Origin of the sequence: Klebsiella africana (genome assembly GCF_020526085.1) — a bacterium.
GTDB lineage: Bacteria > Pseudomonadota > Gammaproteobacteria > Enterobacterales > Enterobacteriaceae > Klebsiella > Klebsiella africana.
This window is the reverse complement of record NZ_CP084874.1, coordinates 2,333,207-2,346,989: the sequence shown is the minus strand read 5'-3', so window position 1 is coordinate 2,346,989 and position 13,783 is coordinate 2,333,207. Positions and strand designations below refer to the sequence as shown.

At 58.9% G+C, this 13,783-nt stretch carries 14 protein-coding genes; 6 read left to right on the top strand and 8 right to left on the bottom strand.

Annotation, left to right across the window (positions count from 1 at the left end; all coding sequences use genetic code 11):
* Positions 1-8: 8 nt before the first annotated feature.
* Together LGL98_RS11460 and yncE are read right to left on the bottom strand one after the other, a co-directional pair.
* Positions 9-230 (bottom strand): YgdI/YgdR family lipoprotein, encoded by a 222-nt coding sequence (locus LGL98_RS11460; RefSeq protein WP_136032701.1) that lies wholly within the window; start codon positions 228-230, stop codon positions 9-11.
* A 171-nt stretch (positions 231-401) separates the two neighbouring features.
* On the bottom strand, positions 402-1,463 hold the full coding sequence (gene yncE / locus LGL98_RS11455) for a 7-bladed beta-propeller protein YncE (RefSeq protein WP_136032699.1): 1,062 nt from the start codon (positions 1,461-1,463) through the stop codon (positions 402-404).
* Between the two features lie 258 nt (positions 1,464-1,721).
* Here yncE and pqqU point away from each other — a divergent pair, with 258 nt between their 5' ends.
* On the top strand, positions 1,722-3,827 hold the full coding sequence (gene pqqU, locus LGL98_RS11450) for a TonB-dependent receptor PqqU (RefSeq protein WP_168435335.1): 2,106 nt from the start codon (positions 1,722-1,724) through the stop codon (positions 3,825-3,827).
* 196 nt (positions 3,828-4,023) lie between these two features.
* Positions 4,024-5,730: an amidohydrolase gene (locus LGL98_RS11445; protein ID WP_136032697.1), complete on the top strand. Its 1,707-nt coding sequence runs from the start codon at positions 4,024-4,026 to the stop codon at positions 5,728-5,730.
* Between the two features lie 98 nt (positions 5,731-5,828).
* Here the strand turns inward: LGL98_RS11445 and LGL98_RS11440 are convergent, their stop codons facing one another.
* Both LGL98_RS11440 and LGL98_RS11435 read right to left on the bottom strand, forming a co-directional pair.
* Entirely contained in the window at positions 5,829-6,128 is a 300-nt protein-coding gene (locus LGL98_RS11440) for a DUF406 domain-containing protein (RefSeq protein WP_136032696.1), read from the bottom strand.
* Positions 6,129-6,217: 89 nt separating this feature from the next.
* On the bottom strand, positions 6,218-6,448 hold the full coding sequence (locus tag LGL98_RS11435) for a hypothetical protein (RefSeq protein ID WP_136032694.1): 231 nt from the start codon (positions 6,446-6,448) through the stop codon (positions 6,218-6,220).
* Between LGL98_RS11435 and rihA the strand changes: the two genes are divergently transcribed.
* Positions 6,410-7,345, top strand: coding sequence for a pyrimidine-specific ribonucleoside hydrolase RihA (rihA, locus tag LGL98_RS11430; RefSeq protein WP_136032692.1), 936 nt, complete (start codon positions 6,410-6,412; stop codon positions 7,343-7,345). The two genes, LGL98_RS11435 and rihA, sit on opposite strands and share 39 nt — an antisense overlap.
* Positions 7,346-7,408: 63 nt before the next feature.
* On the opposite strand, the gene curA is transcribed toward rihA, so the two are convergent.
* Both curA and LGL98_RS11420 read right to left on the bottom strand, forming a co-directional pair.
* A complete protein-coding gene (gene curA / locus LGL98_RS11425; RefSeq protein WP_136032690.1) occupies positions 7,409-8,446 on the bottom strand; it encodes an NADPH-dependent curcumin/dihydrocurcumin reductase in 1,038 nt (345 codons plus the stop codon).
* 65 nt (positions 8,447-8,511) lie between these two features.
* Positions 8,512-9,093 (bottom strand): helix-turn-helix domain-containing protein, encoded by a 582-nt coding sequence (locus LGL98_RS11420; protein ID WP_002906794.1) that lies wholly within the window; start codon positions 9,091-9,093, stop codon positions 8,512-8,514.
* 162 nt (positions 9,094-9,255) lie between these two features.
* Between LGL98_RS11420 and LGL98_RS11415 the strand changes: the two genes are divergently transcribed.
* On the top strand, positions 9,256-9,774 hold the full coding sequence (locus tag LGL98_RS11415) for a GNAT family N-acetyltransferase (protein ID WP_136032689.1): 519 nt from the start codon (positions 9,256-9,258) through the stop codon (positions 9,772-9,774).
* Positions 9,771-10,220, top strand: a complete 450-nt coding sequence (locus tag LGL98_RS11410; RefSeq protein WP_136032686.1) for a DMT family transporter — start codon at positions 9,771-9,773, stop codon at positions 10,218-10,220. The genes LGL98_RS11415 and LGL98_RS11410 overlap by 4 nt, the downstream gene beginning before the upstream one ends.
* An 8-nt stretch (positions 10,221-10,228) precedes the next feature.
* Here LGL98_RS11410 and LGL98_RS11405 read toward each other — a convergent pair whose 3' ends face one another.
* Together LGL98_RS11405 and LGL98_RS11400 are read right to left on the bottom strand one after the other, a co-directional pair.
* Positions 10,229-10,462, bottom strand: a complete 234-nt coding sequence (locus LGL98_RS11405) for a YdcY family protein (protein WP_136032685.1) — start codon at positions 10,460-10,462, stop codon at positions 10,229-10,231.
* Between the two features lie 15 nt (positions 10,463-10,477).
* Positions 10,478-12,076 carry an ABC transporter substrate-binding protein gene (locus LGL98_RS11400; RefSeq protein WP_136032683.1) on the bottom strand — a complete coding sequence of 533 codons (1,599 nt, stop codon included), beginning with the start codon at positions 12,074-12,076 and terminating at the stop codon, positions 10,478-10,480.
* Between the two features lie 269 nt (positions 12,077-12,345).
* Between LGL98_RS11400 and LGL98_RS11390 the strand changes: the two genes are divergently transcribed.
* The gene (locus LGL98_RS11390; RefSeq protein WP_136032681.1) at positions 12,346-13,779 is read left to right on the top strand and encodes an aldehyde dehydrogenase; all 1,434 of its coding nucleotides are present in this window, start codon (positions 12,346-12,348) and stop codon (positions 13,777-13,779) included.
* Positions 13,780-13,783: the final 4 nt, after the last annotated feature.

Below are 13,783 nucleotides of genomic sequence, written 5' to 3'. Positions count from 1 at the left end.
GTCAGGACTTAATTATCTTCAACCAGCTGCGAGACATCGCTGCTGTTAATTTCCCGCTTATTACCTGACTCATCGATATAGCTGGTCATCCCGGTGTCTTTATCCAGCTGCGGCTTGCCGTGGGTGACAATCGTCTGACCGCTTTTGGTGGTCATCACGTAGTTGGACGTACAGCCTGCCAGCAGCGCCAGCATGGCGCCTGCGCAAAGTACCATAAATGGTTTTTTCATTTTCTCTCCACTGATTACTACTGCCCGCGCCTGGCGGGAAAGCGGTAAGTGTATAACCATCAGGTTTATCAGGCCAATACGCGTTTGTAACAGAGGGTGAGGTGTCTGTCCCGGCCCGGTGGGATGCCGGGCGCGACGAGCGGAAACCGTTCAGCGTCGCACCCGGGCGCCTTACAGCGCGATGCGGATCACATCGTCCGGCGCGGTGGCTTCTTTTTCGCGGCTGGAAGCCTGTTTCACGCTGACGTACAGCGTTTTGCCGTCCTCGGAAAGTGCCAGGCTGTTGGGGTGAGTCGGCGTTTTAAAGGTCTTCACCACCTTGTAGCTCTTGCCGTCGATAACGCTGACTTCGCCGGCCTTACGGTGCGTCACATAGGCTTCGTTGCGCGCCGGGTTAAACAGCACCGCCAGCGACTCCGGCGCGGCGATTTTCTCCAGCACCTTGCCGTCGCGGGTATCAACCACCAGTACTTCCGGTTGCTTGCTGTCGGTAATAAAGGCACGATGGCCGGCGGTATCGAGGCTCAGGTTAAGATAGAAATGCGCTTTGCCGTCATCCTGCAATTTTTTGCGCGACGCAATGGTATTGCTCTCGCTGTCGATGGTCAGCAGTTCGCCGTCGGCGTTGGTGGTATAGAGACGTTTAGCCTGCGGATCGATCGCCAGACCCGTGGCCATCGCGCCGGTGTTGGCGATGGTCGTTTTCAGCTTCATCGTGGCACCATCCACCACCCAAATCACACTTTCCTTGCCCAGACCGGAAATATAGACCGTGTTGGTCTGCTCATTCACGGCCAGCTCGCGCGGCTGCAGCGGACGCACGGTTTCGCTGCGCTGGCGCTCGTCGAGCACCAGGCGCCCCTTCACTGCCCCGGTTTTCGCGTCTATAGCGGTGACAGTGCTGTCAACGGTATTACCAAACCACAGCGTGCCGGTGGCATGGTTGATAGTGGCGCCGAACGGCTTCAGATCGTTGTGAATAATCTGCGTCACGTCCAGGGTGTTAGGGTCTAGACGATAAACAATACCGCCTTTGTCCAGCGAACGGCTCTGCGACGTGGCAACCCAGAGGGCATTCTCCTGCTGGCTGTAGGCCATTTCATAGGCTCCTTTTCCCACAGCTTTACGCAGCATCTCTTCTGCGGCGTGGGCGCTAAAGCTACCTGCCAGCAGCAGAGAGGTGAATAACAGTGAATGGCGCAGACGCGGCGCGGCAAAATGACGTAGTGACATGACGACTCCCTTTGATAAACCAGTATGTGCTGACCCGACATCGCTTCCGGCGGTAAAGTCCTGGCTCTACCTTGATTTTTGAATGCGAATAGTAATCATTATTCATCGCAAAGTGGAGCGCTAATTGTTGTTGTTCGGTAAATTCATGCCTGGTGAGCTCTGTCCGTTAACCAGCAGCAGTTAATAATTTTCAAATATTTTACAAACGAGGTAACATATATACATATGTTCCATTTGGTTCGTCTTTGAGTATTATCGATGAAAATCCTATCCGTGCGTCACGCCGCCCTGCCAGCACTGCTGCTGCCACTGATTGCCGCGGCCCAGGCCGCTGATGAACAAACCATGGTGGTGACCGCCGCGCCAACCACAGTTTCTGAGCTGGACACCCCCGCCGCCGTCAGCGTGGTCAATGGGGATGAGATGCGCCAGGCCGCGCCGCGCGTCAATCTCTCTGAATCGCTGGGCGCCGTGCCGGGCCTGCAGGTGCAGAACCGGCAAAACTATGCTCAGGATCTGCAACTGTCGATTCGCGGCTTTGGCTCCCGCTCAACCTATGGCGTGCGCGGGCTGCGCATCTATGTGGATGGCATTCCGGCCACTATGCCCGACGGCCAGGGGCAGACCTCAAATATCGATATCGGCAGCGTTGACACCATTGAGGTGCTGCGCGGCCCCTTCTCTGCCCTGTACGGTAACTCGTCCGGCGGGGTGATCAACGTCACCAGCCAGACCGGCACCCAGCCGCCCACCGTGGAAGCCAGCAGCTACTATGGCAGCTTCGGCACCTGGCACTACGGGATGAAAGCCACTGGCGCCGTTGGCGATGGCAGCCACGCAGGCGATGTGGATTACACGGTCTCAACCAATCGCTTCACCACCCATGGCTATCGCAATCACAGCGGCGCGCGCAAAAATCTGGCGAACGCCCGGCTGGGGGTGCGCATCAACGACGTCAGTAAGCTGACCCTGCTGCTGAATAGCGTGGATATCAAAGCCAATGACGCTGGCGGCTTAACCGCCGACGAATGGCGCGATAACCCGCGCCAGTCACCGCGCGGCGACGAATACAATACCCGCAAGAACACCCGACAAACCCAGGCCGGCCTGCGCTATGAGCGCCAGCTCAGCGCCCAGGACGATCTCAGCGTTATGATGTACGCCGGGGAACGTGAAACCACCCAGTTCCAGTCGATCCCGCGCGCGCCGCAGCTGAAGCCGAGCCATGCCGGCGGGGTGATCGACCTTACCCGTCACTACCAGGGGATCGATACCCGGCTGACCCATCGCGGAGAGCTGCTGGTGCCCGTCACTCTGACCGCCGGGCTCGACTACGAGAACATGAGCGAGCGGCGCAAAGGGTATGAAAACTTTGTGATGGTCAACGGCGCGCCGCAGTATGGCGAACAGGGCGCGCTCCGCCGTAACGAACGCAACCTGATGTGGAACGTCGATCCCTACCTGCAGACCCAGTGGCAATTAACGGAAAAACTCTCGCTCGATGCCGGAGTTCGCTACAGCTCAGTATGGTTCGACTCGAATGACTACTACATCACGCCGGGCAATGGCGATGACAGCGGCGATGCCAGCTATCACAAATGGCTGCCCGCGGGCTCGCTGAAATATGCCCTGACCGACGCGTGGAACGTCTACCTCTCCGCCGGCCGCGGCTTCGAGACGCCGACCATTAACGAACTCTCCTACCGCTCCGATAACCAGAGCGGCCTCAACTTCGGCCTGAAACCCTCCACCAACGACACGGTGGAGATCGGCAGCAAGACGCGGATCGGCAATGGGCTGTTCACCGCCGCCCTGTTCCAGACCAATACCGATAATGAGATCGTGGTCGACAGCAGCAGCGGCGGGCGCACCAGTTATAAAAACGCCGGCAAGACCCGCCGTCAGGGAATGGAGCTGGGGCTGGATCAGCAGTTTGGTGAGAGCTGGCGTCTGAAGGCGGCCTGGACCTGGCTGGACGCGACCTATCGCACTAACGTCTGCGATGATGCCAGCTGCAACGGCAATCGCATTCCGGGGATCGCGCGCAATATGGGCTACGCTTCCTTCGGCTATCAGCCGGAGCAAGGTTGGTACGCCGGCAGCGATATTCGCTATATGAGCGATATCATGGCCAATGACGAAAACACCGCCAAAGCGCCCTCCTGGACGGTGGTTGGCCTGACCACCGGCTATAAATGGAGCTACGGCAGGATGGATATGGATCTGTTCGGTCGCGTCGACAACCTGTTCGACCGGGAGTACGTCGGCTCTGTCATCGTTAACGAGTCTAACGGGCGTTACTACGAGCCTGCTCCGGGACGTAACTACGGCATCGGCCTGAATCTCGCCTGGCGCTTCGAGTAACTCGCCCCTGCGCCCGCCGATGCCTCTCACGCTCGGCGGGCGCAGCGCTTTTCCTTATCGTCTCTTGCACCGCCAGGCTAATACCCGCCTCCCCCGCGCTTGACACTCTCCCCCCTTCGTAGTCAGATAGCCGACATATAATCACCCTGATTACTATTTATATTGATCGGTACTTTCATCCGACAGGGAGGAACAAATGGATAATGTCGTTTATGCGGACTGCGTATTGATTAACGGCAAGGTCGCCACGGTGGACGCACATTTTAGTTTTAAGCGCGCCATCGCCGTAAAGCAGGGATGGATTATTAACGTGGGTGAAGACCAGGAGATACAGCAGCATATTGGTCCCCAGACGCAGGTCATTGACCTTGGCGGCAAACTCATTTTACCCGCCGCGCATGACTCACATATCCATATCGGCTGGCTCGCTGACAGCTGGCATTGCCTGAACTGCCAGGACGTGCGTTCCCTGGCAGTACTGCGGAAAAGACTGCGCGACCAGGCAGCGCGCACTCCCGCCGGGGAGTGGATCCGCGTCTGTGGACTGGATCCGAATGCGATTGAGGAGTGCGCGGCCGACCAGCGCTCCCTGACGCGCTGGGATATTGACGATGTCACGGCCGATCATCCCACCCTGCTCGCCCTGTGGGACGGTCACTCCTGTATCGTCAACAGCCGGGCACTGGCCCTCTCCGGTCTTGACGCCAGCACGCCAGATCCCCTCGGCGGACATCTGGGGCGAACGACCAATGGCGAACTGGACGGCAATTTCATCGACCTGCCCGCCCTGCATCTCGCATCCGGCACGATGCCGCGTCTGACCGTAGCGGCCCTCAAAGAGAACCTTCTGGCAGCCCAGCGCCTGATGAACAGTGAAGGCTACGCCAGCTACACCGAAGGCGCGATGGGCCCGGGGGAAAACACGCGCGAGGTGGGCGCCGCGGGGGATCGCGCCATTGCCGCCTACCGTGAACTGCAGAATGAAGGAAGGCTCACCGCCCGGGTATCCATCGCCTTTTACTCCGCCGATCGGGGCGTTCAGTCCCGCGCGACCCTGAAGAGCGATCTGGATAGCTTTGATTTTTCCCAGTTCACCGACCGGCACTGGCTGGACTGCCGGACCATAAAGCTGTTCTGCGATGGCGTACCCACATCGCACACAGCGTGGATGAATCAGGATTACGCTGACCGGCCGGGATATCGCGGACGCTCGGTGTTCGGTGGCCCCGTGGCAACTGAGGAAGAACAAGCGGAGACGCTACAGCAGATGATTCTGCTGGCTCACCAGCGCGGCTTTCAGGTGGCTGTCCATGCGGTCGGCGATAAGGCGGTAAAAGTCACGATTAACAGCTTCGTGCAGGCGATTCAGCGCTATCCGGGGGAGAGTCGACGGCATTATGTACTGCATGGCTCCATGGGCGATAGGCAAGATTTCGTGACGGCGGCAAAATACGGCATTCTGCTTTCCGAACAACCCTCACCCGGCGGCCCGGCGTATGACTACGAACAACGTGCCCGCTACTGTGACATCAAGGGGGAAATCAGCAAAGGGCTACGGGATATCATCGACCTTGGGGTCATCGTCGCTGGCGGGTCAGATGGCATTATGGCGCTGGTAAACTGGCGCAAAATGGTTCAGGCTGCCGTCACCCGCAAATCATCGTCCAGCGGCAACGTTATTCGCCCGGAACTGGCGATTAGCGTCGCCGACGGCGTGCGGATGTACACCATCAATGCGGCCTATCAGGAAGGGAAAGAAGCGGTACGCGGATCAATAGAGATCGGTAAAGTCGCTGATTTTCAGGTGCTGGACCGCGATATTTTCGCCGTTGCCCATGAGGAGATTGGCGACAGTCGCGTGGTGATGACCATGGTTGGCGGAAACATCGTCTTTCAAGACTAACCGCGCGCACCCGGCTCAGGTCGCCGGGTGGGCAGCTTGCTGCATCAGCGGAAGGCGCCTGCCCGCCGGGGGCAACGTTCTTCCGCTACAGGCGCGAATTAAAGCAGATTTCTCAGGGATAATTCGAAAATGATCTTCTCCGCCTGGCAGGAGAAGGTGATGGAGAGGTCGAGTTTCACCCCGTCGCCAGCGGCGGCGATGGTGTAATCGACCTGCGGTGGTTCACTGGCCGGCGCCGCGGCGGCGGCACGTTCGCGTACGGCGGCTACGGTGGATTCCGCTTCTTCGCGGCTCGGGAACACCTTCTCGGCCCGGTAGACGCAGTCCTCGTTATCAATGATCGTCCCGACATCAATGGCGCAGCCTTTGGTGCTGCATTTATCTACTACATCTTTCATCGTAATAACCTCTCGAGTTTTCTTAAGGATAAGAACCTGCCCGCCGAAAAGCAAACCATTAATATCCGTAAGGATTAGCAATTTTTCTATTATATCGCGCCGCGCCGGGCGCCATCTTGCGCCACCGCAAAACGAGGCAATATCACTGCGGACGGTCGCGTGACGATACGCGATGCCCTCGCAGCAATCGTGGTCTCCATCACACTATTCTGCACACCATCTCGTCTGCCTCGACTCGCAGCGTTAGTCTGGTCACAGAACATCGCCAACAAGGAGCTGCTATGGCACTGCCGATTATGATTGATTGCGATCCGGGACATGATGACGCGATCGCCCTGGTCCTCGCCCTCGCCTCGCCGGAGCTGGAGGTGAAAGCCGTCACCGCTTCCGCGGGCAACCAGACCCCGGAGAAGACCCTGCGCAACGTGCTGCGTATGCTTACGCTGCTGAACCGGCCGGATATTCCGGTTGCCGGCGGCGCAAGGAAGCCGTTGATGCGCGAACTGATCATCGCCGATAACGTGCATGGGGAAAGCGGACTGGATGGCCCAAGCCTGCCGGATCCGTCCTTTGCACCGCAGAGCTGCACCGCTGTCGAGCTGATGGCCAGCGTGCTGCGCGAGAGCCCGGAGCCGGTGACCCTGGTGGCCACCGGGCCGCAGACCAACGTCGCCCTGCTGCTCGCCAGCCATCCGGAGCTGCACGCGAAGATCGCCCGCATCGTAATCATGGGGGGCGCGATGGGGCTGGGCAACTGGCAACCGGCGGCAGAGTTTAATATTTACGTTGATCCGCAGGCCGCGGAAATCGTCTTTCAGTCCGGGATCCCGGTGGTCATGGCCGGGCTGGATGTTACGCATCGGGCGCAAATCCTTCCCGCAGATATCGAGAGATTCCGCCAGATTGGCAACCCGGTGTCGACCATTGTCGCCGAACTGCTCGACTTCTTTATGGCCTACCACAAAGATGAAAAGTGGGGCTTCGACGGCGCGCCGCTGCACGATCCCTGCACCATCGCCTGGCTCCTCAAGCCGGAGATCTTTACCACTATCGAACGCTGGGTTGGCGTGGAAACAGAAGGCAAATATACCGAGGGGATGACGGTGGTCGATTACTACTATCTGACCGGCAATCGGCCCAATACCACCCTGATGCTGGATGTGGACCGCGAGGCGTTTGTGGATCTGCTCGCCCAGCGGTTAGCCTTCTACGCCTGACCTTTATGCCAGGCCCCTTTTCCCTGGCGGGAAAAGGGGCCTGTTCAGTCGAAGCCCGCCAGGCTAGTCGTCCGCCGCGACGCGGATCACTACCTTACCGAAGTTCTCACCTTTTAACAGGCCGATCAGCGCCTGCGGCGCCTGTTCCAGGCCGTCAATCAGCTGTTCGCGATATTTGATTTTCCCCTCCTGCACCCAGCGCCCCATCTGCTGCTGGAATTCGGCGATCCGATGCCCATAATCCTGGCCGATAATAAAGCCCTGCATCCGGATGCGCTTTTTGAGGATGGTCGCCATCAGCAGCGGCAGACGATCCGGCCCGTCCGGCAGCCCGGTGGCGTTATAGCCACTCACCAGCCCGCAGACGGGTACCCGTGCTGCGGTATTCAACAGTGGCAGCACCGCGTCAAAAACCTTGCCGCCGACGTTTTCATAATAAACGTCAATGCCCTGCGGGCAGGCCTGGGCCAGCTGTTCGGCGAAATCATCCGCACGATGGTCAAGGCAGACATCAAAGCCTAACGTCTCAACCGCATACCGACATTTCTCCGCGCCGCCAGCGATGCCGACGGTGCGGCAGCCCTTAATTTTGCCGATCTGTCCGACCGTGGCGCCCACCGGCCCGGTGGCCGCGGCGACCACCAGCGTTTCGCCCGCCTTCGGCTGGCCAATATCCAGCAATCCCATATAAGCGGTGAAGCCCGGCATCCCCAGGACTCCCAGCGACCAGGACGGGTGTTGCGGATTGTCCCCCAGCTTCACCAGTCCGCTGCCGTCGGAGAGTTCATAATCCTGCCAGCCGCTGTAGCCCAGCACCCAGTCGCCGGGCTGATAATCGGCATGATTTGAGCTGACCACGCGGCTCACCGTTCCCCCGACCATCACCGCGCCGATAGCCACCGGCGGCGAATAGGACGGGGCGTCGCTCATGCGCCCGCGCATATACGGGTCGAGCGATAAATAAACGGTACGCAGCAGCACCTGGCCCGGGCCTGGCGTCGGCACCTCGCTCTCTTCCAGGCGGAAATTCTCTGCCGTCGGTTCACCATGGGGACGGGAAGCCAGGACCCAGCGGCGATGGCGTTGCGGTTGATCTGTCATAGCAAACTCCTCTTGTTAGCAGACTGTACTGAGGCTAGCTGCTTTATGCGCATTACGCTTTAACATTAAGAGCCGGATGGCGATTGATTAAGGCGAACCACCAGATAGACGCAGGTCTCTGCGGATTCATTAATAAAGCGACAATCGTTTGGCGGGCCAAGCTCCAGACAATCTCCTGCCTGCATCTCATGGCGGGTATTGCCTTCGACGAACACCAGCTCGCCCTGCTGGAGCCAGATCAGCTGGCGGGCCAGCGCATAGGACGCGGCCGGCATCGGTACATCGCTGCCGGGCGGCAGCTCAATCTGCACCAGATCGATCGGCAGATCGCTGCGTGGCGAAACGTGGCGGCGCAGATAGTGGCTTTGCGGATCGCGCCATACCGGCTGGCTGGCAAAGCGCAGCAGTTTGCCCTCCTGCATTTCCGCACGGGCGATCAGGGTCGACATACTGATGCCGAAAGCGCCGGAAAGGCGACCCAGCATCGAGGCCGTAGGGCTGCTTTCGCCGCGCTCGATTTTATGGATCATCGCCCGCGAGGCGCCGGCCCGTTCGGCGAGGTCGTTCAGCGACCAGCCTCGGGACTCGCGTTCGATGCGGATGCGCGCGCTGATGCGCTGATTGAGATTGTCTTCTATAGTATTCATAACGTAACACTATAGTGTGCACCCACCCATTACACAACCGTCCATCAAGGCGCGTTAATCCGCGGTTAGCCGTTAAAATTATGCTGAAAACGGATGACAGCGTAGCGTTCATTATTGTAATAATAGCGTACCACTATAGTGTACAGAAAATTGAGGTTTGCTATGACCATTCGCCCTGCCATTAAAGACGACTGCGCGGCGATCGCCGAGATCTATAACCATGCCGTCGTCCATACCGCCGCCATCTGGAATGATAAAACGGTGGATACCGACAACCGCATCGCCTGGTTTGAAGCCCGCCAGCTGGCTGGATTTCCGGTACTGGTGAGCGAGGAAGACGGCGTCATTACCGGTTATTCCTCGTTTGGCGACTGGCGGGCGTTTGACGGCTTTCGCCATACCGTGGAGCATTCGGTGTACGTTCATCCCGAACATCAGGGGAAAGGGTTGGGCCGCAAGCTGCTGGTCGCCTTGATCGCCGAAGCGCGACGGCTGAATAAACATGTGATGGTCGCCGGCATCGAATCGCAGAACCACGCTTCGCTACATCTGCATGAAACACTGGGCTTTATCACCACCGGACAGATGCCGCAGGTGGGCACTAAATTTGGCCGTTGGCTGGATCTCACCTTTATGCAGCTGCAGCTTGACGAGCGTCAGGAACCGGACGGCAAGGCATGAATGCGTCGCTCACCCTCACCTGCCTGATCGCCGCCGGCGTTGGTCTGGTGGTGCAGAACACGCTGATGGTGCGCATCACCCAGTCGGCGTCGACGATCCTTATCGCCATGCTGCTCAATTCGCTGGTCGGGATCGTTATCTTCGTGACTCTGTTATTGCTGCGCCAGGGCGTCGCCGGTTTTCAGGAGCTGGCCCTGAGCGTAAAGTGGTGGACGCTGATCCCTGGCCTGCTGGGTTCCTTTTTCGTCTTCGCCAGCATTAGCGGTTATCAAAACGTTGGCGCGGCGACGACCATTGCGGTACTGGTGGCCAGCCAGCTGGTGGGCGGGCTAATCATGGATTTAATTCGCGCCCACGGCGTGCCAGTGCGGGCGCTGATCGGACCGTTATGCGGGGCAGTGATGCTGGTGGTCGGCGCCTGGCTGGTGGCCAGACGCCAGTTCTGAGCGTCTCTTCAGAGGATCGCGCCGCCTTTAGTCAACTGCTCGCGGCGCGCGTCCTGCTCTTCCTGATGCTGTCGCCCATGATGGGCAATGGCGGTGCGCAGACGCTGCTGCTGGGTATAGCGTTCCTCACGACTGAGCTGCGCATCATCGCTCAGCGCGATCAACAGCTCATTCATATGAGCAATAACGCCCTCGGCAATGGTATTATCAACGCTGACAATAACCTCATCCAGATGTGCCATCCTGTTCTCCTTTCGCTAATTAATTTTCGCTTTGGAAAAATCACTTCCCATCATGCTCACAGTGTAACCGCTGACGTTGCTGCGGGTGGCATAGAAGGTTTTCCCGGTCGCCAGGGTGATCCATGGCGCCTGCTGATAGAAGATCTCCTGCGCCTGTTCGTAGAGTTTGGCCCGCGCCTGCGGATCGCTCACCAACAGCGCTTTCTTCACCAGCGCGTCATAGGATTTATCACACCAGCGAGCGGCGTTGGAGCCGGTCTGGATATTATCACAGCTGAGCAGTGTGCCAGCAAAGTTGTCCGGATCGCCGTTGTCCGACATCCAGCCATACAGGGCGCTGTCGTGCTCCCCTTTGCGCATACCGGCAAGGTATTCGCCCCATTCATAGCTAACAATCCTGGCTTTGACCCCGACTTTCGCCCAGTCATTTTGGATCATTTCGGCAATGCGTTTTGAGTTCGGATTGTACGGCCGCTGAACCGGCATCGACCACAGGGTCACTTCCGTCCCTTGCTCCAGACCCGCCTGCTTGAGCAACGCTTTCGCTTTCTGTGGATCGTAATCGTAGTCCGGCAGATCTTTCTTATACCCGAGCATCGTTGACGGGATCGGTGATTTCGCCACATTGCCGGAATCGAGGAACACTGCCTTGACGATCGCCTGCTTGTCGGTAGCGTAGTTTAACGCCTGGCGCACCAGCACATTATCAAACGGTTTTTTCTCGGTGTTGAACGCAAGATAGCCGACGTTCAGCGCCTCAACCGCATGCAGCGCCAGATCTTTATTGCCCTTAATCACCGGGAACTGTACCGGGGAAGGCGCCGGAATAATCTGGCATTCGTTGGTCTGCAGTTTCGCCAGACGGGTCTCGACGTTCGGCGTAATGGAGAAGATCAGATGCTTGGTCGGTACCTCGCCTTCCCAGTAGTGGGGATTGGCGATATAGCGGATTTGCGAATCGACTTTGTACTGCTGCAGGGCATACGGCCCGGTACCGACCGGCCAGTTATCGACGTTCTCTGGCGTCCCTTTCTTCAGCATCGCCTCACCATACTCCGCCGACAGAATAGAGGCAAAGTCCATGCCCCAGTCGGCAAGAAACGCCGCATTCGGCTCGTTGAGTTCGAACTGGACGTGGTAATCATCGACCTTTTTCACCGACTTAATCAACTTATCGAGGCCCACGTCGTGGAAGTACTCATAGTTCCCCTGCGACACCTTGTGGTAAGGATGTTGGGGATCCATCTGGCGCAGCACGGAAAACAGAACGTCGTCGGCGTTAAAATCGCGGGTTGGTTTGAAGAATTTGTTACTGTTGAACTTCACTCCCTGACGCAGAGTAAAGGTCCAGGTTTTGCCATCCTCAGAGACGTGCCACTCGGTGGCCAGCGACGGGATCGGCGTGTTCTTCACCGGGTCAAAGGAAACCAGACGGTTATACAGTACCTGCGAGCTGGCGACGAACGACGGGCCGGAGCTGGCGATCTGCGGATTAAAGGACTCCGGGGAGGCCTCTGAGCAGTAGACCAGTGTGTCATTGCCTGCGGCCCATGCGGCGCCGGCCGGCAGCAGTGCGCTCAGCAGCAGCGCCAGCGTGGTTTTCCCTGTAGACATGGTTATAAGTCCTGATTATTGATTATAAGAACAGTAATATCAGCACAGGCGCTCGCCCCCGGCAAATAATCAATGGCTATCACCTTATGCAAATCACGCTGAAATCGCTGGTTTAAGCAGCGTCGCGCTGCTTTTTACGCCAGTGGCAGTCAGGATGTTGTGAGCCACACAGAATTCCTGCAAAAAAATGTGCGATAACCGCCCTGCTCACGCTCACCGTCAGTAGTGCCCGGTACACTGGGGGAACCGCAGAACAAGAGGTTTCCAACATGACAATCACCTGCAATCTGTACACCGACGGCCAGTGGCACGATGCCGAAGACCGCCGCACCTTTACCCGCCGCCACCCGGCCCACGACGACGTCGCCTCGGTGGCCGCGGCCGCCAGTCTCGCCGACGGCAAACGCTGCATCGAGGCCGCAGCCAAAGCCTTCCCGCTGTGGCGCGATACTGCGCCGGCGGAACGGCGTCGCTTACTGCTCGACGCGGCGGAACAGATGCTATTGCGCGAGGCGAAATTTATCGCCGCCATGGCGGCGGAGACCGGCGCGACCGCCCATTGGGCCGGATTTAACGTCCATCTGGCGGCCGATATTCTGTGCGAGGCGGCGGCGCTGACCACCCAGATTGAAGGACAGATCATCCCCTCTAACGTGCCAGGTAACCTGGCAATGGGCGTCCGCCAGGGAGCGGGGGTGGTGCTGGGCATGGCGCCGTGGAACGCTCCGCTGATTCTGGCTACCCGAGCGCTGGCGACGCCGCTGGCCTGCGGCAACACGGTGATCCTCAAGGGTGCGGAGCTGTCGCCAGCCACTCAGGGACTGATTATCGATGCCCTTGACGCGGCGGGCTTCCCGCCAGGCGTGGTCAACTATCTTACCTGCGCGCCAGAGGATGCCCCGGCGCTGGTGGAGTCGTTGATTGCCCATCCGGCGGTACGGCGCGTTAACTTTACCGGCTCCACGCCGGTTGGGCGGATTATTGCCCGCACCTGCGGACAGCATCTCAAGCCAGCGGTGCTGGAGCTTGGCGGTAAGGCGCCGCTGCTGGTGCTGGATGATGCCGATATTGAGCAGGCCGCAGCTGGGGCCATTTTTGGCGCCTTCGCTAACGCCGGGCAGATCTGTATGTCCACCGAACGCATTATTGTTGACAATGCCGTGGCGGAGGCGTTTATCCCGCTGCTGGCCAGGCGCGCCGCTGCCCTGCCCGCCTCCCTCACGGGGCCGGTGGTTGATATGAATACCATCACCCGCTGCAACGCGTTAATCGAGGATGCGCTAGCGAAAGGCGCTCGCCTGCTAACCGGTGGTAAAGCCAGCGATACCCACATGGCGCCGACCTTGCTGGACGGCGTGACCCGCGAGATGCGGCTGTGGAACGAAGAGTCCTTTGGCCCGGTAAAAGCAGTTATTCGCGTAAACAGCGAAGAGGAGGCGCTGGCGGTAGCCAATGACAGCGACTATGGTCTTTCCGCGGCGGTCTACAGCCGCGACAGCGCCAGAGCATGGAACGTAGCGCAACGTCTGCAAACCGGTATTTGCCATATCAATGGCCCAACGGTGCATGATGAAGCGCAAATGCCGTTTGGCGGCTGCAAAGCCTCCGGCTATGGCCGCTTTGGTGGCCGGGCCGGGATTGCGGAATTCACCGAGCTGCGCTGGATAACGATCCAGACCCAGCCTCGCGAGCTTCCGTTCTGAGGCC